The organism is Candidatus Binatia bacterium (genome assembly GCA_023150935.1).
GTDB lineage: Bacteria > Desulfobacterota > Binatia > HRBIN30 > HRBIN30 > JAKLJW01.
In genome coordinates this window covers 21,148-41,858 of sequence record JAKLJW010000011.1, presented here as the reverse complement: position 1 = coordinate 41,858, position 20,711 = coordinate 21,148, and the positions used below count along the sequence as shown (strand labels likewise).

At 66.2% G+C, this 20,711-nt stretch carries 20 protein-coding genes; 18 read left to right on the top strand and 2 right to left on the bottom strand.

Annotation, left to right across the window (positions count from 1 at the left end):
* The first annotated feature begins 8 nt into the window (after positions 1-8).
* The 11 genes from L6Q96_08820 (at position 9) to L6Q96_08770 (ending at position 10,791) form a co-directional block, all read left to right on the top strand.
* Complete coding sequence (locus L6Q96_08820) at positions 9-1,583, top strand: phage tail sheath subtilisin-like domain-containing protein (protein ID MCK6554664.1); 1,575 nt, start codon at positions 9-11, stop codon at positions 1,581-1,583.
* Between the two features lie 13 nt (positions 1,584-1,596).
* Positions 1,597-2,124: a phage tail protein gene (locus L6Q96_08815; GenBank protein MCK6554663.1), complete on the top strand. Its 528-nt coding sequence runs from the start codon at positions 1,597-1,599 to the stop codon at positions 2,122-2,124.
* Positions 2,125-2,595: 471 nt separating this feature from the next.
* A complete protein-coding gene (locus tag L6Q96_08810) occupies positions 2,596-3,354 on the top strand; it encodes a phage baseplate protein (protein MCK6554662.1) in 759 nt (252 codons plus the stop codon).
* Positions 3,351-4,220, top strand: a complete 870-nt coding sequence (locus L6Q96_08805; protein ID MCK6554661.1) for a hypothetical protein — start codon at positions 3,351-3,353, stop codon at positions 4,218-4,220. The genes L6Q96_08810 and L6Q96_08805 overlap by 4 nt, the downstream gene beginning before the upstream one ends.
* Entirely contained in the window at positions 4,217-5,428 is a 1,212-nt protein-coding gene (locus L6Q96_08800; protein MCK6554660.1) for a DUF4255 domain-containing protein, read from the top strand. Before L6Q96_08805 ends, L6Q96_08800 begins: the two co-directional genes overlap by 4 nt.
* Complete coding sequence (locus tag L6Q96_08795) at positions 5,425-7,536, top strand: ATP-binding protein (protein ID MCK6554659.1); 2,112 nt, start codon at positions 5,425-5,427, stop codon at positions 7,534-7,536. The genes L6Q96_08800 and L6Q96_08795 overlap by 4 nt, the downstream gene beginning before the upstream one ends.
* Positions 7,533-7,823 (top strand): hypothetical protein, encoded by a 291-nt coding sequence (locus tag L6Q96_08790; GenBank protein MCK6554658.1) that lies wholly within the window; start codon positions 7,533-7,535, stop codon positions 7,821-7,823. Before L6Q96_08795 ends, L6Q96_08790 begins: the two co-directional genes overlap by 4 nt.
* Entirely contained in the window at positions 7,820-8,326 is a 507-nt protein-coding gene (locus L6Q96_08785; GenBank protein ID MCK6554657.1) for a hypothetical protein, read from the top strand. Before L6Q96_08790 ends, L6Q96_08785 begins: the two co-directional genes overlap by 4 nt.
* Before the next feature lie 100 nt (positions 8,327-8,426).
* Positions 8,427-9,413, top strand: a complete 987-nt coding sequence (locus tag L6Q96_08780; GenBank protein ID MCK6554656.1) for a DUF4157 domain-containing protein — start codon at positions 8,427-8,429, stop codon at positions 9,411-9,413.
* 42 nt (positions 9,414-9,455) lie between these two features.
* Complete coding sequence (locus L6Q96_08775; GenBank protein MCK6554655.1) at positions 9,456-9,983, top strand: hypothetical protein; 528 nt, start codon at positions 9,456-9,458, stop codon at positions 9,981-9,983.
* Positions 9,984-10,137: 154 nt separating this feature from the next.
* Entirely contained in the window at positions 10,138-10,791 is a 654-nt protein-coding gene (locus tag L6Q96_08770; GenBank protein MCK6554654.1) for a hypothetical protein, read from the top strand.
* A gap of 389 nt (positions 10,792-11,180) precedes the next feature.
* Here L6Q96_08770 and L6Q96_08765 read toward each other — a convergent pair whose 3' ends face one another.
* Entirely contained in the window at positions 11,181-11,627 is a 447-nt protein-coding gene (locus L6Q96_08765) for a transposase (GenBank protein ID MCK6554653.1), read from the bottom strand.
* A 261-nt stretch (positions 11,628-11,888) separates the two neighbouring features.
* Between L6Q96_08765 and L6Q96_08760 the strand changes: the two genes are divergently transcribed.
* Both L6Q96_08760 and L6Q96_08755 read left to right on the top strand, forming a co-directional pair.
* The gene (locus L6Q96_08760; protein ID MCK6554652.1) at positions 11,889-12,179 is read left to right on the top strand and encodes a LysM peptidoglycan-binding domain-containing protein; all 291 of its coding nucleotides are present in this window, start codon (positions 11,889-11,891) and stop codon (positions 12,177-12,179) included.
* 72 nt (positions 12,180-12,251) lie between these two features.
* Complete coding sequence (locus L6Q96_08755; GenBank protein ID MCK6554651.1) at positions 12,252-13,298, top strand: hypothetical protein; 1,047 nt, start codon at positions 12,252-12,254, stop codon at positions 13,296-13,298.
* Positions 13,299-13,429: 131 nt separating this feature from the next.
* Here L6Q96_08755 and L6Q96_08750 read toward each other — a convergent pair whose 3' ends face one another.
* On the bottom strand, positions 13,430-13,876 hold the full coding sequence (locus L6Q96_08750) for a transposase (GenBank protein MCK6554650.1): 447 nt from the start codon (positions 13,874-13,876) through the stop codon (positions 13,430-13,432).
* 173 nt (positions 13,877-14,049) lie between these two features.
* On the opposite strand from L6Q96_08750, the gene L6Q96_08745 reads away from it, so the two are divergent.
* The 5 genes from L6Q96_08745 to L6Q96_08725 are packed head-to-tail and all read left to right on the top strand — an operon-like array spanning position 14,050 to position 20,711.
* The gene (locus tag L6Q96_08745) at positions 14,050-14,565 is read left to right on the top strand and encodes a phage baseplate assembly protein V (protein MCK6554649.1); all 516 of its coding nucleotides are present in this window, start codon (positions 14,050-14,052) and stop codon (positions 14,563-14,565) included.
* A complete protein-coding gene (locus L6Q96_08740; GenBank protein MCK6554648.1) occupies positions 14,565-14,879 on the top strand; it encodes a hypothetical protein in 315 nt (104 codons plus the stop codon). The genes L6Q96_08745 and L6Q96_08740 overlap by 1 nt, the downstream gene beginning before the upstream one ends.
* Complete coding sequence (locus L6Q96_08735) at positions 14,876-15,238, top strand: GPW/gp25 family protein (GenBank protein ID MCK6554647.1); 363 nt, start codon at positions 14,876-14,878, stop codon at positions 15,236-15,238. The genes L6Q96_08740 and L6Q96_08735 overlap by 4 nt, the downstream gene beginning before the upstream one ends.
* Positions 15,235-17,847 (top strand): putative baseplate assembly protein, encoded by a 2,613-nt coding sequence (locus L6Q96_08730; protein MCK6554646.1) that lies wholly within the window; start codon positions 15,235-15,237, stop codon positions 17,845-17,847. The genes L6Q96_08735 and L6Q96_08730 overlap by 4 nt, the downstream gene beginning before the upstream one ends.
* The gene (locus L6Q96_08725; protein MCK6554645.1) at positions 17,844-20,711 is read left to right on the top strand and encodes a putative baseplate assembly protein; all 2,868 of its coding nucleotides are present in this window, start codon (positions 17,844-17,846) and stop codon (positions 20,709-20,711) included. The genes L6Q96_08730 and L6Q96_08725 overlap by 4 nt, the downstream gene beginning before the upstream one ends.

Below are 20,711 nucleotides of genomic sequence, written 5' to 3'. Positions count from 1 at the left end.
GCGTTTCCATGCCAGTGCAAGTGACGTATCCGGGCGTCTACATCGAGGAGATCCCGAGCGGCGTGCGGACGATCACGGGCGTCGCGACGTCCATTACCGCCTTCCTTGGCCGCGCCGTGCGCGGCCCGACAAACGACCCTACCGCGATCAACAACTTCGGCGACTTCGAGCGCTCTTTCGGCGGCCTGCACCCAGCTTACCCGATGGGCTACGCTGTTCGTGACTTCTTCCTGAACGGGGGCCGCCAGGCCCTGATCGTGCGGCTCTACAAGAAACCGCCGAGCGGCGAAGGCATCGCTGGCATCACTGTCGGAAGCATGAAGCTGGTTGCCCGGAGTCCGGGCGCTTGGGGAAACCGCCTCAAAGCCTCGGTCGAGACGGGCGGCATCACTGAGGAGGTAGCCAAGCTCTACGGCGTTACCAGCGGCGACCTGTTCAACCTTCGGGTGGCCGAAATCGTCGATGGCAAGGAGGTTCCCCGCGAGCGGATGCTCAATCTTTCGGTCAAGGATGCCGCGGGCGCCCGTCGCGTCGACCGCGCACTCGAAGCCGAATCCAGTCTCGTGCGTCTGGCGAAGAAGGCCACCGGCGAACCCGACCTGCCGACCGGCACCCCGTCCGGGGGTGGGCAGGGGCAGCGCGGCGACGACGGTCAGCCGTTGAAGACCAAGGACGACTATGTCGGCAGCCAGGCAACCCTCACCGGCCTGTACGCGCTGGACAAGGCCGATCTGGTCAATCTGCTCTGCATTCCGCCAGATGCTCGGGACGGCGACACGCCGATTGAGGCGTATAAAGATGCATTGAAATACTGCAAAGACAGGCGTTCGTTCCTCATCGTCGATCCTCCCGTCGCCTGGGGTACGAACCGCGAGAACGCGGCCGGGAATGCGAAGAAGGGACTGGCGGATCTCGGTATCACCGGCGAGGAGGCGCGCAACGCGGCGCTGTACTTTCCGCGTGTTGTCCAGGCCGATCCAATGCGCGAGGACCAACCCGACACCTTCGTACCCTGCGGCCTCGTTGCCGGTCTCATGGCGCGCACCGACGCGACACGGGGCGTGTGGAAGGCCCCCGCGGGCATCGACGCCGCGCTGACAGGCGTCCGCAGGCTGCAGGTCGACCTCAACAACGACGAAAATGGGCAACTCAACCCGCTCGGTATCAACTGCCTGCGCGCGTTTCCCGTCACCGGTCGTGTCGTCTGGGGTGCGCGCACGCTGCGCGGCGCCGATCAGCTCGCCGACGAGTACAAGTACGTTCCTGTCCGCCGTCTCGCCCTGTACATCGAAGAGAGCCTCTACCGCGGCACGCAGTGGGTGGTTTTCGAGCCCAACGACGAGCCGCTGTGGGCGCAGATCCGCCTCAACGTCGGCGCCTTCATGCACAACCTCTTTCGCCAGGGCGCCTTCCAGGGCCGCACACCGCGCGACGCCTACTTTGTGAAGTGCGACCGCGAGACGACCACGCAGAACGACATCAACCTCGGCATCGTCAACATCGTCGTCGGCTTCGCCCCGCTCAAGCCGGCTGAGTTCGTCATCATAAAGATCCAGCAGATGACCGGCGAGATCGAGACCTGAGAGGAGACCGGAGATGGCTCAGTTCAGCGTCAACGCGCAGCGTTTCGACCCGTACAAGAATTTCAAGTTCCGCGTGAAGTGGGACGGCCGCTACGTTGCCGGCATCAGCAAGGTCGGCGCGCTCAAGCGCACCACCGAGGTGGTCGAGCACCGCGAGGGCGGCGATCCGAGCACGAGCCGCAAGTCGCCCGGACGCACCAAGTACGAGGCCATCACCCTCGAACGGGGCGTCACCCACGACACCGAGTTCGAGAAGTGGGCCAACAAGGTGTGGAACCTCGGCGCCGGTCTCGGCGCGGAGGTTTCGCTGAAAGACTTTCGCAAGGACATCATCCTCGAAGTCTACAACGAATCCGGCCAGCTCGCGCTCGCTTACAAGATCTACCGCTGCTGGGTTTCGGAGTTTCAGGCGCTTCCCGACTGCGACGCCAACGCCAACGCCGTCGCGATTCAGCACATCAAGCTGGAGAACGAGGGCTGGGAACGTGACCAGGAAGTGCCGGAGCCGGCGGAGGAGACGTACACCAACCCGCCGGTGTGAGGAACGGACGAATGATCAATAGGATCTGTTCGTGCGGAGCGAGTCACGCCCTTTCAGGGCTCCGTGTTTACGTTCCGCACATTGTTCCCAGGGCGTTGCCCTGGGCTGGTGAATGGCCGCCCCTTCGGGGCTGTGCATCGGGTCGAACGCCGGCTGTTGCGCCCGCCCCGAAGGCCAAACGAGTTGACGCATTGGGGTCCGTCGCATTGAGTCGCGCCCTTTCAGGGCTCGGGTTGGATTCGGCTCGCCGATCGCCCAGGGCGTTGCCCTTTGCTGGTGAGTGGCTGCCCCTTCGGGGCTGTGCATCGGGTCGAACGCCGGCTGTTGCGCCCGCCCCGAAGGGGCATGATCCATCAGCCCAGGGCAACGCCCTGGGTGATTCGCCGGCACACCAACCAAGCCCTGAAAGGGCGTCATTCCGCCGCCGGGACGAGCAACAGTACGGGTCGACGGCCCAGCGAGGAGCAGGCGATGCCCGGCGTTCTTGACCTCGCAAGGATACAGCTCTTCTCCGCTGCCCAGCTGCTGGACGCTTGGGAGGCCGCATCCGCCGAGACGCCGCTTGCCCGCCCGCTGCGGCTGCTGGCCGCCGTTTCGCCGGATGCCGCTCCACCGCCATTCGACGAGATGAGCATCGGCGCCCGCGACGCGGCGCTACTCGCGCTGCGAGAGCGCACCTTTGGCCCCGAGCTGACATGCGTCGCCGCGTGCCCTCAGTGCAGCGAAACGTTGGAGCTGCAGTTCACCACGGACCACGTACGCGCAGCGGAACCGGTCGGGCTCTCGACGCTGAGCGCTGGCGACTACGAGGTTTCGTTTCGCCTGGCGACCACCTCCGATCTCGTGGCCGTCGCCGGCGAGCCTGATGTCGACACGGCGCGCCAGCGGCTGCTCGAACGCTGCATCCTGACACCGCGCGTCCGCGGTGAAGAGTGCTCGATGGAAGCCGTTCCAGACGAAGTGCTCTCGGCCGTGGTCGAGCGGATGGGAGAGATGGATTCCCAGGCGAACGTGGCGCTCTCGGTACGTTGCCCGCAGTGCAGCCACGAATGGCAGACGCCTGTCGACATCGCATCGTTCTTCTGGGCCGAGCTCGATGCCTGGGCGGTGCGTACGCTGAGCGAGGTGCACGCCCTGGCGTCCGCTTACGGCTGGCGCGAAGCGGACATTCTCACGATGAGCGCCCGCCGCCGGCAAGCCTACCTGAGTCTCATGGGTACGGTCGAATGAATGCGGCGCTCGGCATGGACTACCTGCACGCGCTCGCCGCCAGGAGTCTCGGCGTGTCGGACAGCATCCGGCCGCGACTGCCGTCGCTGTTCGAGCCGGTGAACACCGCGAGACCTGTCGACCTGGAGACACTTGATGCCCGGCCGCGGGCGCGGCGTATCGAAGCGGAGGCTGGCCCCACCTGCCGTCCGGCGGACATGCTTCGGAGCGATGCGGCTGCCGAATCGGTACGGCCGCGGGTGTTTGGCGACCCCTTCGCCGAGCACTCGCGCCGACCTCGGAACAATGCTCGGCCCGCAGTCAGCGAGCACGAGGTACTGACTCACGATCGGCTCGAAGACAGCGTGGCACAAAGGCCCGCCGCCAACACGGCTCAGCCGCGTGCGCAACCGGATCGGGGCCGAGAGCGACAGCGGGCAGTTCGCGCCGGGGTTGCCTCCTCCGAGCCGGACACCGGGGGGCCCGATCCCGCGCCGGTGCCAGGCGACCGCCGATGGGCTTCGCTCGGCTCCTCGCCGGCGGAACGGGACTCGACCAGCGCACGCATCGCACCGGCGGAGGAGCGGCCGACCTCGCAGCGGCGGGTTGACGCGAATGACGCCGGTGCTCGGCGCGCCACGCGAACATTGCCGTTGCCACGCTCGCCCGCCGACCCCGTGCGGGCCATATCCCGGCGGACCATTATGCCGGTTTCATCGCCGACCGCGGCCACACTGTCTTCGAAGGAGACGGTCGTGCAGGTGACCATCGGCCGCGTCGAGGTCAGGGCCGTGGCGCCGCCGGCGGCGCGCAAGCCGGTCCCCGCGCTGCCGGTGATGAGCCTGGACGAGTACCTGCGACGGCGCAGCGGTGGAGGCGCGCCATGAGCAATGCCTTGGCCATTGCCACGGTGACCACGGCCCTCGCCGACACTGTTCGAACCGCCGTGCAGGGTGCGGTGCCCGGCGCCGATGTGGTCACGGGCCGCCCGGATGCGACAACGGCCGCGGGCACACCGCAGCGCCGCGTGCATCTCTTTCTGTACCAGGTGGCACCGAATGCTGCGCTTTCCAATGCCGATCTGCCCATGCGCGGAGCGGATCGGCGATTCGTGCAGCGGCCGCGTGCGGCGCTGGACCTCGACTACCTGCTCGCCTTTTACGGCGACGATGCGCAACTCGAACCGCAGCGCATGCTGGGGGCGGTGGTACGCGATCTGCACGCCCACCCTGTGCTCACGCGGAAGGCGGTGGCGAATGCGGCCCGCAGCCAACCTTTCCTTGCCGCTTCGAACCTCGCCGAGGAGGTAGAGCCGGTGCGGTTCACCCCCGTCCCGCTGACGCTGGAGGAGCTGTCGAAGCTATGGTCGGTGTTCTTCCAGACGCCGTACGCCCTGACGGTGACCTATCGCGGCACGGTCGTGGTCATCGACGGGGACGAGACCGCAACGCCGCCGCTACCCGTGCGTGAACGAATCATCTACGTCCGGCCGTTCCGGCACCCGACGATCGAGGAGGTGCAGTCTGCGGACGGACCGCATGCGCCCATCATGGTCGGTGGCACGCTGGTGATCACGGGGAGACACTTGCGCAGCGACAAGGTTCAGGTGCGCGTCGGCGGTGATCTCGTCGAGGCGACTGAGGTTACTGACACCCGCGTCACTCTTCCGCTCACGTCGATACCTGCCAAAGCATTGCGCGCTGGCGTGCAGGCCATCCAGATCGTCCAGCCGATTATGCTCGGGCGCCCACCGAAGCCCCATGTCGGCGTGGAGTCGAACGTGGCGGCGTTCGTCTTGCGGCCCAAGATCACCCCACAACAAGCAACCCTTGCTGCCGTGACCATCAAGATCGATCCGCCCGTCGCGCCGGCACAGCGGGTGGTTCTCCTGCTCAACGAGAGAGCCGAACACGATTCCCTGGCATACTCGTTCGTCGCGCCTCAAGGGGACAAGGACACCGACGCGGTCACGGTCCCGATCAAGGGCGTCAAGCCCGCGCGCTACTGGGTACGGGTACAGGTCGACGGTGCCGAAAGCCTCCTCGATACCGATCCCGAGAGCCCGAAACGCGGTCCAGAGGTGGAAATCCGATGAGCGGCGACCACACTGGCAGCTGGGAGGAAGCCAACCAGCGGTATCTGAGCGCGTCCCTCGCGTGGCTGCGGTTGCGGCTCCTGCGCATGGCAGCCGACCCGGGACAAATTGGGGCGGCACGCGCCCCAGCGGCCAGTAGGCGCGGCTGGTGGCGACGATTGCTTGGATTGCCCCCCGCGCAGCAACCTTCGAGCACCGCGTCCCTTTCGAAAGCCGAGACCGTTGCCGACGCGCAGATCGCCGCCGCGGCCGAGGCGATGAACGCCGCCGCATCCACCCCAGAGCCGCCGCCCGCCTTGCTCATTGTCGGCGAGCGGCTGGGCCTGTCGCGCTTCGAGCGCGACGTCCTGCTGCTGTGCGCGGCCATGGACCTCGACACGCGGATCGCCGGACTCTGTGCGCGCGCGCAGGACGATCCCGCCCGGTCGTACCCCACCTTCGCGCTGGCCCTGGCGCTGTTCGAAGATCCGGCGTGGGACGTCCTCTCGCCGCAGCGGCCGTTGCGCTACTGGCGCCTCGTCGAGATCAACCAGCCGGGAGCCCAGCCGCTGACCGCCAGCGCCCTGCGCGCCGACGAGCGCATCGTCAACTACATCAAGGGGCTCAACCATCTTGACGATCGCCTTGGTCCGTTTCTGTCGCCTCTGCAGGACGCCGGTGAGGCCGGGCTACCGGGCTCGCAGCAGGAGCACGTGAAGTCGGTCACCGCGCGTCTGCGTACGGCAAGCGGCTCACCCTTGCCGATCATCCAATTGCTCGGGGCCGACGGCGCGAGCAACCGCCAGGTCGCGACGGCCGCGGCGGCAGCGCTCGGCCTGCAGCTCTACCGCTTGCCCGTCGAGCTGCTGCCGGCGCATCTCGGCGAGCTGGAGACGCTCATGCGGCTGTGGGAGCGCGAGGCGGTGCTGTCGCCGGCCGCTCTGTACGTCGATGTGTCGGGACTCGATACCGCGCCGCCCGAGACGCAGACAGCCGCACTGCAGCGTCTTCTCGGCCATTCTCGCGGCGTGCTCTTCCTCGATACACGCGAAATGTCCCCGCTCGTGGGCGCGCCGGCGATTGCCGTCGAAGTCCGCAAGCCGGCCGCGGTGGAGCAGGAGGCGACGTGGGCTGCGGTGCTGGGCGGAGCAGCGGACGGCGCCGCGGCACAGCTTGCCGCGCAATTCGACCTGAGCCTGCCGGCGATCGCGCAGATCGCCGCCGCGGCGCGCAACGGCGAGGGCGCTCCGGCAGACTTCGCCCGGCTGTGGCAGGCGTGCGTCGTTCACACGCGCCCGCAGATTGATCGGCTGGCGCAGCGCATCGGGCCGAAGGCGACCTGGGAAGGCCTCGTCCTGCCAGCGGAGGAGATCGAGCTGCTGCGGGCCGTCTGCGACCAGGTGCGCCGGCGCCACGGCGTGTACGAGCAGTGGGGATTCCGCCGGCGCATGAGCCGCGGGCTGGGCATCAGCGCACTCTTCGCCGGCGAGAGCGGCACCGGCAAGACGATGGCTGCCGAGGTCATCGCCAACGAGCTGCAGCTCGACTTGTACCGGATCGACCTGTCGGCGGTGGTGAGCAAGTACATCGGCGAGACGGAGAAGAACCTGCGCCGTCTATTCGATGCGGCCGAGGGTGGCGGCGCCATGCTCTTCTTCGACGAAGCGGACGCGCTCTTCGGCAAGCGCAGCGAGGTGAAGGACAGCCACGACCGCTACGCCAACATCGAGATTAACTACCTCTTGCAGCGCATGGAGGCGTACCGCGGCCTGGCGATCCTGGCGACGAACATGAAGAGCGCGCTCGACCCGGCGTTCCTGCGGCGGCTGCGCTTCATCGTGAATTTCCCGTACCCCGGGACGGCCGAGCGCAAGCTCATCTGGCAGAAGGCGTTCCCGCCCGAGACACCGGTAAGGGACATCGACTGCGAGCGGCTGGCGCGCCTCAATCTCACCGGCGGCAGCATCGCCAACATCGCGCTCAACGCCGCCTTTCTCGCCGCGCGCGCCGGCACGCCGGTGACCATGGCGCTGGTGCTGAACGCCGCGCGCGCCGAGTTCCGCAAGCTCGAGCGCTCGATCAACGAGGCCGACTTCCGCTACCTCGAAGCTGCCGCAGGGGGCGCATGAGGATCACCGTACACATCGAGCGGCTCATCCTCGACGGCGTGCAGCTCGCGCCCGCCGACGCGGCGCAGCTGCGCGAGGCGCTGGAACGGGACCTCGCGCGGCTCGTTCGCCGGCGCGGACTCGCGCCCGCGCTGCTGCACGGCGGCGCCTTCGCAATGCTCACCGGCCCTGCGATCACGCTGCAAAGGCCCCCCGAGGCACTGGCCGAGCAGGTCGCAGGCGCCGTGTCTGCGGCGATCGGCAAGACCAGACGTGAGACTCAATCGAAAAGGAGGACAGCCGAATGAAACCACGATTTGAAACGGTCCGATGGATCGTCGCGACCACCCTGGGATTGTCCCTGACCGCGGTGAGCACATGGGCCGGCATTGCCGACAGCCCGCTACCGGTGCTGGAAGCGGGGAAGACGACGCATCACGTCTACTCGGTGCCCGGAGTCCAACAGAACGGTGCCCTGGGAACGTTCTTCTCGTGCACATCAACCGACACGGCGACGATGCAAGTCAGTGTCGAAGGATTCGGGTCCGCGGGTGGGGGACCCGAGACCGACGCAGTGGCGAACTCGCTCGCTGTCGCCCCCGGTGCGACGGTCACCTTTGCGACTCAGAGCGCCGTAGGGATTGGGGTCAATATGATCATAGGCTTTACCAGCGCTAGGGGCTCGGCCCGTATCCTCGCCACATCGAAGAAGCTGGCCTGCACCGCGTTCGTTGCCGACCGATCCAACGATCCGGCGACAACATCCTGGCAGCTCAACATCATCAAGAAGAAGACGCAGAAGGGCGATTGACCGGGCGTGACGGGAGCGCCGGCAAGCCGCTCGCTCAAACGAGAGGTTGAAGGTGCGAAGTAGGACAAGCCAATTGCAGTCGCGGCCGCTGCCGGGGGCAATGCCGATCGCCGCCCTGCTGCAACGCAAATGCGCCTGTGGCACGCACACCGGCGGCCGAACGATGTGCAGCGCCTGCGCCGGGAAGGAGCATTCGCTCCAGCGCCGGGCGATCGACGTTCACGAGCCGACGGAAGTGCCACCGATCGTCTACGAGGTCCTGCGCTCGCCAGGCCAGCCGCTCGATCCCGAAGTCCGCGCCTACCTCGAGCCACGCTTCGGACAGGACTTCAGCGAGATACGGGTGCATACCGATGCTAAGGCGGCGGAGTCAGCCCGGGCGGTGAATGCACTGGCGTACACGGTGGGACGGGATATCGCTCTTGCATCCGGCCAGTATGCCCCTAACGCCCACGTCGGTCGTCGCCTGCTGGGGCACGAGTTGGCACATACGCTACAGCAAGCGTCGCCGGCACATTCGCAGAGATTGTGGCTCCATGATGTGCAGGTGCCCGGTGAAGGGGGGCGCAAGGAATCGGGACGTGGGACTGCTGCCGGCTACCACCTCTCGCCTGGTGATCGCCGTACGTTGAATGCGTTCGAACAAGGGGCGACGAGACTGGTGTTCGACAACAGTTTGGACCCGGCCAAGATAGTGGTGCAGGAATCTTCATTGATGACGGCTCCCCGGGGACAGTACTTTCGGACCCTGCCCAACGTCGTTTTCGTTCCACCTGGCAGCCTAAACAGTATCACCGCAAAGACGCTCGTCCACGAACTGACGCACTGCTGGCAGTACAACCGCGGCATGGGCATTGAGGTGATCATCACGGCGGGGCGGAACTACGACTACGGCGGAGAAGAGGGGCTGCGGAAGGCTTCCAGGGCGGGGAAACACTTCACGGAATTCAGTACCGAGCAACAAGGCGACATTCTCGCAGACTACTACGAAAGGCGCATGAACGGTAAAAGCGTCGATGCGTGGCTGCCGTTCGTCATCCAGGTCCAAGGGGCAGACAGGATGTCAGCAGCGGCAGAATGGCCGTAACGCAAGTGCGAGAGCGAAACACAACGAAAGGGAGGAATTCGCATGAAACGGTTTGCGCTTCTTCTGGTTCTACTATTGGCGGCCGGCGTCGCAGTAACGCCCGCCCTCGCCGGCATCGCCGATTGGCCTTTGCCCACGCTGGTTGCCGGCAAGAAGACGCTCCACGTCTATTCGGTCTCCGGCGTTGGCGGAGGAGCGGGAGGTCTCTTTGGGACCTACTTCTCGTGCACCTCGACTGACACAACGACCATCCAGGTCGGCGTGGAGGTCTTTAACTACGCAGGCGGTTGCCCCTCGCCACCCGGCTGCGCACCGGTCAATAACGCGGTCGCGACCTCACTTGCTGTCGACCCAGGTGAGACGGTGCTCTTTGCAGCAGGTGGTGGTGCCGCGGGCATCATCAACGTGCACTCTCTGCTTGGTGATGGGGGCGTGGTCCTCGGCTCGGCTCGCATCCTCTCCACGTCGAGGAAGCTCGTATGTAGCGCCTTCCTGGCCGACAGACTCAACGTGCCGCCATCAATGGTCTACCTGACCATCGTGAAGAAGACCACGCAGAAGGGCCAGTGAAGTGATGCGGGGCCAGTGTGTTCGATGGAACGGGTCGTCGTTGAGGACTCGGCGAGGAGTCGGCAGGACGTGAGCCCATGAGGGAGCGGACACCCGCGTGGCCCAATCCCTGCCACGCGGCAAGAGAGGCGGAATGTAGTCGTGAGGACCACCCATGACCTCCTCCCCCATCTCCCCGCGCCTGCTCAAGGGCGCCATCGTCGGGATGGACCCGATGAACCCGCTCGCGAGCGTGGTGGTGTTCCAGTACAACCCCGACACAATGACGCGCCGGTTGGAGGCGCGCGCGGCCGGCGGCGAGGACGGCGACCGTTCCGAGGCGTTCCGCCTCATGGGGCCGCCGAAGGAGACGATCACTCTCAACATCGAGGTCGATGCCGCCGATCAGCTCGAGCAGGCGAACCCTCTGACCGTGGCGTCGGGAGTGTCGCCGGCGCTCGCGGCGCTGGAGATGCTGCTTTACCCGAAGAGCGCCAAGGTCATCGCCGACGCGGTCCTCGCGCGCGCCGGCAACATCGAGATCATCCCGCCCGAGGCGCCGCTCACCCTCTTCGTCTGGGGCGCGACCCGCGTCCTCCCCGTTCGCCTGACCAGCCTCAGCATCACCGAGGAGGCGTATGACCCCCTGCTCAATCCGATCCGGGCTCGGGCCGACATCTCCCTCTACGTCCTCAGTTACGCCGATCTCAAGGTCGATCATCCCGGCTACACGCTCTTCCTGGCGCACCAGGTCGCCAAGGAGGCCCTTGCCACCGCCAATGTCGCCAACAACGCGCAGAACGCCGGCGCGGGGCTGAGGATCGTATGAGAGGCGACGGGGAAATGCAGCGGTCGTTGCCGCTTTCTGGCGAAGGGCGATCTGCCGTGCCGCGAACGTCACACTGCGGGGTGGCGCCCTTTCGGGGCTGCGTTCCTGTGATCCGGACGCAAGCCCCGGGGCGTTGCCCTGGGCTGGTGAATGGCCGCCCCTTCGGGGCTGTGCAATTGCGCTGGGCGGGTTCCCCGGGGGTGGTGCCCTCGGTTGGTGACTGGCCGTCGCTTCGGAGCGGGACCTCAGACCCGGGGTTGCGTGGTCCGACCGCCCTGAAGGGGCATAATCCGTCAGCCCAGGGCATCGCCCCGGGCATTCGGCAGTCCGCGATCCAAGCCCTGAAAGGGCGTCATTCAACAGCCCCGGGACGACCTCGAAGCCCCGCCTCAGTCCCACACGTACCGTTCGTCGTAGGCGATGCGATATCGATCCAGGAGTTTCCGCAACTCGTCCTGGAACGTGAGGCGCCGGTGGTGCTGCTCCTGCTTTTGGATGTACCGGACCACGGCCGCGACCTGAGACTCCCCCACCGAGAACGCACCATACCCCGCCTGCCACGTAAAGCCCTGGAGGCCGGGCCGCTTCATCCATTTCGAGGTGCTCTTCTTCACTTCTTCCACTACGCCAGCGACAGTGGCCGTTCGCGCCAGCGAAAACAGGACGTGAACGTGATCAGCCGCGCCGCCGACCTGCAAGGCCGGGCAGGTGTGATTGGCAAGGATGCCGACGATGTAGGCGTGGAGCTCAGGTCGTGTTGCGGCCGGGATGATCGGCTCTCGGTTCTTGGTGCTGAAAATGAGGTGGACGAGAATCTTCTCGAGGGATTGCGCCATGGCGCATTGAGTTACGCCCTTTCAGGGCTTGGTGTCCATGGCGGGAACGTTCACCCAGGGCGATGCCCTGACCCAGGGCGTCGCCCCGACCCAGGGCGTCGCCCTGGGCTGATGGATTCTGCCCCTTCGGGGCGTCCGGACCGGCCTGGCTTTAAGCCTAACCTTCCCGGCTGGAACTTGGCGCGCAGGCATGTAGGGGCGGTGATTCATGAACCCCGGGCGGCGCCTGGGGTCATGGCAACGCCCGCGGTGAGGTGAGCCATGTTTCCGCCGAACAGCCGCTACGCCGGGATTGAGATCGCCACCTTCGAGATCGCCCGCGGGCGTACCGTCGCCTATCTGCGCCGTCGCTTCGTGCCGAGCGGCGCGGGGATGTCAATTGTCGCCGAGCACACGGTGACGGAAGGCGACCGGCTCGACAACCTCGCCGCCCGCTACCTGGGCGATCCCGAGCAGTTCTGGCGCGTGTGCGACGCCAACGACGCGATGCGCCCGGACGATCTCCTCGAGGTCGGCCGGCGCCTCCGCATCGCCATGCCGCAGGCGGGGTAGACGATGCCGGATCTCGGCGTGCGCCTCCAGCTCCTCATCGGACCGACCGTACCCCTGCCGGCCCCGTTCGCCGTGGTCGATGCGCTGCGCGAGATCGAGATCATCAACACGGATGAAGGGCGCGACGGCTTCGAGATGAAGTTCGCCATCGGTAAAGACTCGCAGCTGAACTACGGCCTGCTCGCCGATGGGACGCTCGACCCGCCGAACCGGGTGATCGTCATGGTCATCGTCAACGCGCTGCCGCAGGTGCTCATCGACGGCATCGTCACTCAACACGAGGTGGTGCCGAGCAACGAGCCGGGACGGTCGATCCTCGACGTGAAGGGCGAGGACATGAGCGCCCGGCTCGATCTCGAAGAGAAGAAGAAGACGTTCTCCAATCAGAAGGATTCCGACATCGTCACCACTATCTTGCGGGAGTATGCCACGTACGGGCTGCAGCCGGACGTGAAGGAGACGGACAACACCCTGTCCGAGTCGGATGGCAAACGGACGCAACACGGCACCGATCTGGAGTATGTCCGGCGGCTGGCACGAAAGAACGGCTTTGTCTTCTACGTCGAGCCCACGGACATTCCCGGCTTCACGGCCGCACACTGGGGACCGGACCAGCGGCAGGGGCCGTCGCAGCCGGCGCTGACGATGAACATGGGCGCGCTGACCAATGTCGATCAGCCGATGGTCTTCCGCTTCAATGCGCTGGGCCCAACCTCACCCGAGTTCAGCATCATCGAACCCACGACGAAGCGCGCCATCCCCGTGCCGGTGCCGGCCAACCTGAATGCGAGCTTGGGCAGCCAAGCCGCAACACCATTGCGCAAGACGCAGTCGGGCGACACGGCGAACCTCAGCCTGACAGAGGCCATCCTGCAGGCGCTCAGCGCCTCGATGGCGTCCGCCGATGCCGTCGTCGCCACCGGCGAGGTCGACGCCGTGCGCTACGGGCGCGTCTTGCGCGCGCGCCGGCCCGTCGACGTGCGCGGCGCCGGGCGCACCCACGACGGCACCTACTACGTGCAACGCGTCACACACCGCATCCAGCGCGGGCGGTACAAGCAGAGCTTCACCCTCAAGCGCGAGGGCCGGGGCGCGAGGTTGAACATGGTGGCGATATGAGCCCTGGCGATTTCAGCCCTGAAGGGGCGGAAATTCGCCAGCCCAGGGCAACGCCCTGGGTGGTGGTCCCGCACGCCAGCCAAGCCCTGAAAGGGCGTTATTCAAACGCCCGGCGACATTCGACCCCCGCGTCAATCCCACACATATCGTTCGTCGTAGGAAGCGCCGTACCGATCAAGGAATCGCCGCAGCTCATCCTGGAAAGTGAGCCGCCGATGATGTTGTTCCTGCTGCTGGATGTAACGAACCAGGGCCGGCGCCTGCGACTGGCCGATGGAAAACGCACCGTAGCCGGCCTGCCAGGCGAAAGCCTGAACGCCCTGCCGTTTCATCCATTTCGACGAGCTTTTCCTGGCTTCTTCGACAACGTCGGCGACCGTTGTGGTCCGTCCCAGCGAGAACAGCGCGTGAACGTGATCGGCGGTGCCGCCGACCTGCAGGGCTGGGCAACCGAGGTTGACCAGAATGCCCACGAGGTAGGCGTGGAGTTGGGGCCGCGTTTCGGCGGGTATGATGGGGTCGCGGTTCTTGGTGCAGAAGATGAGGTGGACGAGGACTTTGGCGAGGGATTGGGCCATGCCGCATCGAGTTACGCCCTTTCAGGGCTGCATGTCTATGGTGGGCACGCCAACCCAGGGCGTTGCCCTGGGCTGGTGAATGGCCGCCCCTACGGGGCTGCCGGCCGACCGGCTCGCGAAGGAGCGAACGGCCCTTCGACCCGCCGCCCGACGGCCGGGAACGAGACCGGGCGATGAACGAACCGGACGGGCGCCGCTTTTACGGCAAGTACCGGGGCGTCGTGACGGAGAACGACGACAGCGACGCCAACAAGGGCAAGAAGCAAGGGCGCATCAAGGCCAGGGTGCCCGACGTCTTCGGCGAGGAGGAGAGCGGCTGGGCCATGCCATGCGTGCCGTACGCGGGCAAGAACGTGGGGATGTTCTTCATTCCCCCGAAGGATTCGTTCGTCTGGATCGAGTTCGAGCACGGCAATCCGGACCACCCGATCTGGTCAGGGTGCTTCTGGGGCGAGAACGAGGTGCCCGTGAGCCAGTACTCGCCGGATACGAAGGTGCTGAAGACCGGCATCGGCACCATCACCGTCAACGATGCCTCCGGTAAGGGCGGCGTCACCGTGGAGACGGCGAAGGGCATGAAGATCGTCATCGACGACAACGGCATCGAGATCAGCAACGGCAAAGACGCGAGTGTGAAGCTGAGCGGCAACAAGGTCTCGATCAACGGTGACGCGCTGGAGGTGCAGTGATGGCCGCGAACCTCCTTCACCAAGGGGCAACCGTCCAGTGCACCCACCGGGGGCAAGCACAGCCGATGACCACCAATCAGCGCGTGAAGGTCGGCGGGCAACCGGTCGTGACGCAGTCGAGCCAGTACAGCGTGTCGGGCTGCCCCAACCCGACTCAGTCGGGAGGCCCGTGCGTGAGTGCGAAATTTCTGACGGCTGCCACGCGCGTACGAGCCGGCCGCCAGTCGGTTCTGCTCAGCGAGAGCCAGGCTGTATCCACACCGACTGGCAACCTGAACATCATCAGCACGCAGACGCGGGTGAAGGGGACATGAGGCACATCGACTTCCCCTTCCATCTCGACAGCCGTGGCCGCACCGGCACCACCGACGACGCCGATCACATCCGCGACATGATCGAGCAGTTCCTGTTCACCGCGCCCGGCGAACGCGTGAACCGCCCCGACTTCGGCAGCGGCCTGCTGCAGATGGTCTTCGCCCCCAACAGCCAGGAGCTGGCCACGGCGCTGCAGTTCACCATCCAAGCCGGGCTGCAGCGCTGGCTCGGAGATTTGATCGAGGTACGGGCCGTGGAGGTGACCCCTGAAGAGGCAACGCTTTACGTGCTGGTACAGTACGCCGTGCTGCGTACGGGGGATGCGCGCCAGGAGCGCTTCGCGCGGAGGACGGCATGAGCGACGCGCCGTCGCTGAGCTGCCGGGACGACCGGCGCCGCCACGAAGTGCGCCGGCGGAACCTCAACGGCCTCGACTACGTCGAGGTCGAGCTGTTCGACCGGTCTGGGAAACCGAAGGAGCATCCGACACTCTGCGTGTACGCCTTGGGCCGAATTCCTACAGACGTTCGACCCGAAAACATCCTCATCGAAGGCGGGCGTCGAATCCCGGCGGGCGATATCGTGGTCCTGGACGTCGAGGCCAAGCAGTCGGACGACCCCGAGCGCGACGACTCCCTGTGCATTACACTCGACCGCGCCGGCGACTTCTCCCCTTATACGCTATCGCTCGTGCAGACCCGAACGGGCAGTGAGGGGCAGCGAATCCTCGACCCGTACCCGGAGTTCGATCAGCGTTACTACCGCGTCCAGTTCAGCTTCAAGGTCGACTGCCCGAGCGATCTCGACTGCAAGGTGGAGCCGGTTTGCCCACCGCCGGAGCGCACGGAACCCGACATCAGCTACCTGGCGAAGGACTACGCCAGCTTTCGCCAGCTCATCCTCGATCGGCTGGCGCTCATCATGCCGGAGTGGCAAGAGCGCCACGTACCCGACCTCGGCATCGCGCTCGTCGAGCTGCTCGCCTACGCGGGCGATCAACTCAGCTATGATCAGGACGCCGTCGCCACCGAGGCCTACCTCGACACGGCGCGCCAACGCGTCTCCGTCCGCCGTCACGTGCGCCTGATCGATTATCCCATGCACGACGGCTGCAACTCGCGCGCGTGGGTGTGCATCAAGACCGACACGCCACTGCCGCTCGATCCCAACGAGGTCTTCTTCATCACCGGCTACAACGACGCCCTGGGCGTCGGCGGCCGAACGCTCTCGGAGGAAGACCTGCGGCAGGTGGCAGCGGAGCGATACGAGGTCTTCGAGCCGATGACTGCGGCGTCCATCGAGCTGCGCCCGGCGCACAACGAGATTCATTTCTACACCTGGGGCGACCGGCAATGTTGCCTGCCGCGCGGCGCCACCGCGGCAACGCTACGGGACGAATGGGTGCAACCGGAGCAACCATCGCCGGGGCCGGAGCAGGAAGAAGTGAAGCAGGGCGTGACCGCTCCGGCTCATCCCCCGCGCCGGCGAGCGCTGGACGACCTGAGGGCGGGCGACATCCTCATCTTCGAGGAGGTGCTCGGCGCCAGAACCGGCAAGCCGGAAGACGCCGACCGCGCGCATCGGTACGCGGCACGGCTTACCAAGGTCACGCGCATCGAAGATCACCTGTACGGCGTCCCGGTAGTGGAGATCGAATGGGCGCCCGAAGACGCGCTGCCGTTCCCACTTTGCATATCGGCTCTGGGGTCGGCGCCAAAGTGCGAACTGATCGCCGACATCAGCGTGGCTCGCGGCAACGTGATTCTCGTCGATCACGGCCGCACGGTTGTCGAGCGGCTGCCCGGTGCCGTACCCGAGGAACAGAGCGAAGCGGTGTGCGAGGCGGAGGGTCGGCCCGCGGACATCACGAAGATCCCGGGGCGCTTCCGGCCGACGCTGAAAGCAGCACCCCTTACGTTCCACGAGCCCCTACCTGCGGCAGAGGCCCCGGCCTCCCGGAGGCTGGAGCAGGATGCTCGCCGGGCGCTCCCGCACGTGGAGCTGAGCGCGTCGGACGGAACCAGGTGGACGGCACAGCGCGACCTCCTGGGGAGCACGGGCGATGACCGCCACTTCGTCGCCGAGGTGGACGACACCGGCCGGGCCTGTCTGCGCTTTGGCGACGGCGAGCTGGGGCGGCAGCCGGATGCGGGAGCCACGTTCAAAGCCACCTACCGTATCGGCAACGGCGCCGCCGGCAACGTCGGTGCGGAAGCCATCTTCCACATCGTGTTCCGCGACAGGCGGAGCGGCGCGAGCCTGCGCGCACGCAATCCCCTGCCGGCTCGGGGCGGCGTCGATCCGGAGCCCCTGGCCGAGGTGAAGCTGCTAGCGCCGCACGCGTTCCGCAGCAGGCCGGAGCGCGCCATCACGGCGGACGACTACGCGCGCCTGGCCGAGCGCACGGCCGCCGACCACTTCGTCGGTGTCGAGCGCGCTGCAGCGGCACTGCGCTGGACCGGCAGTTGGTATGAAGCACAGGTCGCGATCGACCCTGCCGGTAGGCAAACGGCCGGTCCCGAAGTCGCGAACCGCATCGCCGGGTATCTGCACCGATACCGCCGCATGGGGCACGATCTCGTGGTTCAGCAGGCGCGCTACGTGCCCCTGGACATTCAGATGCACGTCTGTGTCCTCCCTCACTACCTGCGCGGTCATGTCGAGGCGGCGCTGCTCGACGTTTTCAGCAACCGGATCATGAACGACGGCCGGCGCGGCTTCTTCCACCCGGACAACCTCAGCTTCGGCGGCGGCATATTCTTGAGCCAGTTGGTCGCCGCGGCCCAAGCGGTGAGCGGCGTCGAGAGCGTGCAGGTCGTTAAGCTGGAGCGGCTGTATGAGGGAGACAACGGCGAGAAGGCAAACGGTGTCCTACCCCTGAGTCCGACGGAGATCGCGCAGTGCGACAACGATCCGAACTTCCCCGAGCATGGAAGGCTCCGGTTAGTAATGGGGGGCGGGCGATGACTGCACCGTGCGGCTGCTGTGAAGGCGTCGAGCGGGTGACCCCGATCGCCATCGCCAATCGGCCCGGGCTGCCCGCGCTCGCCTACCGCGTGGGCACGCACGCGGCGTTCTTCGAAACCATGCTCGCGCGCCTGCAGAGCATGCCTGTCGACGTCGAGGAGTCCGACGCACTGGGCAAGCCGAACGTCCTTGGGCGCTATCCGTTGTCGCGCCTGACGGCGCGCACTCCTGACGATGCGGCGATCGCCTTGCTCGACGCCTGGGCGATCGTGGCCGACGTGCTGACGTTCTACCAGGAGCGCATCGCCAACGAAGGCTACCTGCGCACCGCAACCGAGCGGCGGTCCATCCTCGAGCTGGCCCGGCTGGTCGGCTACCGGTTACGGCCCGGCGTCGCGTCGAGCGTCTACCTGGCCTACACGCTGGAGCCGGGCCGAGAAGTGGAGATCCCCGCCGGCAGCCGCGCGCAGAGCCTCCCAGGGCCGGGCGAGCTGCCGCAGTCGTTCGAGACCTCGGAGCCGCTTCACGCCCGCGCCGAGTGGAACAACCTGCAAGTGCGGCTGACGCGGCCGCAGCGGATTGTCCTGTCGGAAGACTCCAAGTCCATCGACAAGCAGGTGATCTACTTTGCCGGTACGGGAACCAACCTGCGGCCTGGTGATCCGCTGTTGTTCCTGTTCAGTCAACCGGCGAATGGTTGGATCGTGCGCCACGTGAAGAAGGTCGAGCCGAAGCCTGCGGCAGACCGAACAAGGGTCGAGCTGCAGGAAGCCGCGGCTTCGGGTTCCTCGCAGAACGGACCAGAAGAGGCTCCTAGTAGAGTCCACTTGAACGGCCTGATCGAACAGCTGACCGTCCGACCTGCGCGTCCCCCGACAAGCAGCATCCGCCTCACGCGTGATCTTCAGACGGCGGCAGGCCCTCACCGCGACCTTCTGCCGCAGCTGCTCACGACGTTACGACCGGACCTGCAAGGGACACTGCATCGGGTTTGGGAAAGTGCAAGCGTCACCGATTCGAGCACCGTTCAGGTGTACGCGTTCCGCGTGAAGGCATCGCTATTCGGGTACAACGCCGGCAAGCAGCCGGCTTGCGAGGGCAATAAGCTTCTTCCAACGGAGTACTGGCACGAGTGGCCGGCAGATGGCGAGCAAGAACGCGTCATCTACCTGGACAACGCGTACGACCAGATCGTCTCCGGCAGCCATATAGTTATTCAGCAACCTGGATCGGACCCGCGCGCCTTTACCGGCGTGACTGCAGATCCGATCAGCCGCGCGGCATACGGGATCACAGCGAAAACGACCCGGCTTACTCTGCGGGAGGGGGAGGACTGGCCGGCGCCCAATATGAAGACTGTTCGCGAGACGTCCGTGTATGCCCAAAGCGAAGAATTGACACTGGCGGAGGAGCCGTTGACGGATTGTGTTGGCACCCATTCAGACCGTCCCGACGGAGGCAAACGCATCGAGCTCGGCCATCTCTATGGCGGGCTGCAATCCGGCCGGTTGCTGATCGTTGCCGGTGAGCGTGCCGACTTGCACGTGCCGGCGAGTGAGCGTGCCATGATCGCCGCCGTGACGCAGGCAGTGCAGGTGCAGGACGGCGCCGATCTTCCCGATGACAGGACTCATAGCTTTATCGATCTCGCTACACCCCTCGCCCACTGCTACAAGCGCGACACCGTCACCATCTATGGCAACGTCGTCAAGGCCACGCACGGCGAGACGCGCGAGGAAGTCCTCGGCAGCGGCGACGGCGGCAAGGCACTGCAGGAGTTCGCGCTACGGCAGTCGCCGCTGACGCACTTGCCGGCTCCTACGCCAACGGGTGCCGCCAGTGCGCTGACCATTCGGGTCAATGGCGTCGAATGGGAAGAGGCGGGTGGGCCGGCGGGCCTGGGTCGCGCGGAGCGGAAGTTCATTACCAAGACCGACGATCAGAACAAGACGGCGATCGTCTTTGGCGACGGCGAACGCGGCGCGCGGTTGCCGACCGGCGTCGAGAACGTCAAGGCAGTGTACCGCACGGGCATCGGCAAGGCTGGCAACGTCAAGGAAGGCCAGATCAGCCAGCTTGCGACGCGTCCGCTCGGCGTGAAGGGCGTGATCAACCCGCAGCGCGCCTTGGGCGGGGCGGATCCAGACAGCCGTGACCAGGCGCGGCGCAAAGTCCCGCTGGGGGTGATGGCACTCGATCGCCTGGTGGCCGTCCAGGACTACGCCGACTTCGCGCGCTCCTTCGCCGGCATCGGCAAGGCCGCCGCGGCGCGGCTGACGGCCGGCCACCGGCAGCTTGTGCACGTCACGATCGCCGGCATCGACGACATCCCGATCGACGAGAGTTCCGACTTGTTCCGCAACCTCCTGCGAGCCTTGCACGACCGCGGTGATCCGTACCAGCCGATCCAGCTCGCCGTGCGTGAGCTGTCGCTCCTCGTCATCAGCGCCAACGTCCGAGTACTGCCCGAGTACGAGTGGGAGATGGTGGCAGCGCGCCTCCGTTCCGCCATGCTCGATGTTTTCGGCTTCGAGCGACGCGAGCTGGGGCAGGACGTTGTCCTCAGCGAGGTCGTCAGCACGATGCAAGCCGTGGAGGGCGTTGACTACGTCGATGTCGATGCCGTTGGCGCAATACCGGAGAAGGTGCCGGATACCATATTTCCTGGCCACCGCCGACTGGTGACGCCGGACGAGATCTCGAAGTGGGTCGAGGAACTGGTGGCCGAAAGCACGCAGAAAGGTGCGGCACCACGGGTCGCCGTCAACCGTGCCCAGCCCGACAGCGGCGTGCTTCGCCCGGCCCAGATCGCCTTCCTGACGCCCGATGTTCCCGACACACTGATCCTCAATCTCGTGGGATGA

What these genes read in the sequence shown, in the direction of transcription:
- L6Q96_08820 (MCK6554664.1), top strand. Translation starts at nt 9, where the DNA reads ATGCCAGTGCAAGTGACGTATCCGGGCGTCTACATCGAGGAGATCCCG.
- L6Q96_08815 (MCK6554663.1), top strand. Translation starts at nt 1,597, where the DNA reads ATGGCTCAGTTCAGCGTCAACGCGCAGCGTTTCGACCCGTACAAGAAT.
- L6Q96_08810 (MCK6554662.1), top strand. Translation starts at nt 2,596, where the DNA reads ATGCCCGGCGTTCTTGACCTCGCAAGGATACAGCTCTTCTCCGCTGCC.
- L6Q96_08805 (MCK6554661.1), top strand. Translation starts at nt 3,351, where the DNA reads ATGAATGCGGCGCTCGGCATGGACTACCTGCACGCGCTCGCCGCCAGG.
- L6Q96_08800 (MCK6554660.1), top strand. Translation starts at nt 4,217, where the DNA reads ATGAGCAATGCCTTGGCCATTGCCACGGTGACCACGGCCCTCGCCGAC.
- L6Q96_08795 (MCK6554659.1), top strand. Translation starts at nt 5,425, where the DNA reads ATGAGCGGCGACCACACTGGCAGCTGGGAGGAAGCCAACCAGCGGTAT.
- L6Q96_08790 (MCK6554658.1), top strand. Translation starts at nt 7,533, where the DNA reads ATGAGGATCACCGTACACATCGAGCGGCTCATCCTCGACGGCGTGCAG.
- L6Q96_08785 (MCK6554657.1), top strand. Translation starts at nt 7,820, where the DNA reads ATGAAACCACGATTTGAAACGGTCCGATGGATCGTCGCGACCACCCTG.
- L6Q96_08780 (MCK6554656.1), top strand. Translation starts at nt 8,427, where the DNA reads ATGCCGATCGCCGCCCTGCTGCAACGCAAATGCGCCTGTGGCACGCAC.
- L6Q96_08775 (MCK6554655.1), top strand. Translation starts at nt 9,456, where the DNA reads ATGAAACGGTTTGCGCTTCTTCTGGTTCTACTATTGGCGGCCGGCGTC.
- L6Q96_08770 (MCK6554654.1), top strand. Translation starts at nt 10,138, where the DNA reads ATGACCTCCTCCCCCATCTCCCCGCGCCTGCTCAAGGGCGCCATCGTC.
- L6Q96_08765 (MCK6554653.1), bottom strand. Translation starts at nt 11,627, where the DNA reads ATGGCGCAATCCCTCGAGAAGATTCTCGTCCACCTCATTTTCAGCACC.
- L6Q96_08760 (MCK6554652.1), top strand. Translation starts at nt 11,889, where the DNA reads ATGTTTCCGCCGAACAGCCGCTACGCCGGGATTGAGATCGCCACCTTC.
- L6Q96_08750 (MCK6554650.1), bottom strand. Translation starts at nt 13,876, where the DNA reads ATGGCCCAATCCCTCGCCAAAGTCCTCGTCCACCTCATCTTCTGCACC.
- L6Q96_08745 (MCK6554649.1), top strand. Translation starts at nt 14,050, where the DNA reads ATGAACGAACCGGACGGGCGCCGCTTTTACGGCAAGTACCGGGGCGTC.
- L6Q96_08740 (MCK6554648.1), top strand. Translation starts at nt 14,565, where the DNA reads ATGGCCGCGAACCTCCTTCACCAAGGGGCAACCGTCCAGTGCACCCAC.
- L6Q96_08735 (MCK6554647.1), top strand. Translation starts at nt 14,876, where the DNA reads ATGAGGCACATCGACTTCCCCTTCCATCTCGACAGCCGTGGCCGCACC.
- L6Q96_08730 (MCK6554646.1), top strand. Translation starts at nt 15,235, where the DNA reads ATGAGCGACGCGCCGTCGCTGAGCTGCCGGGACGACCGGCGCCGCCAC.
- L6Q96_08725 (MCK6554645.1), top strand. Translation starts at nt 17,844, where the DNA reads ATGACTGCACCGTGCGGCTGCTGTGAAGGCGTCGAGCGGGTGACCCCG.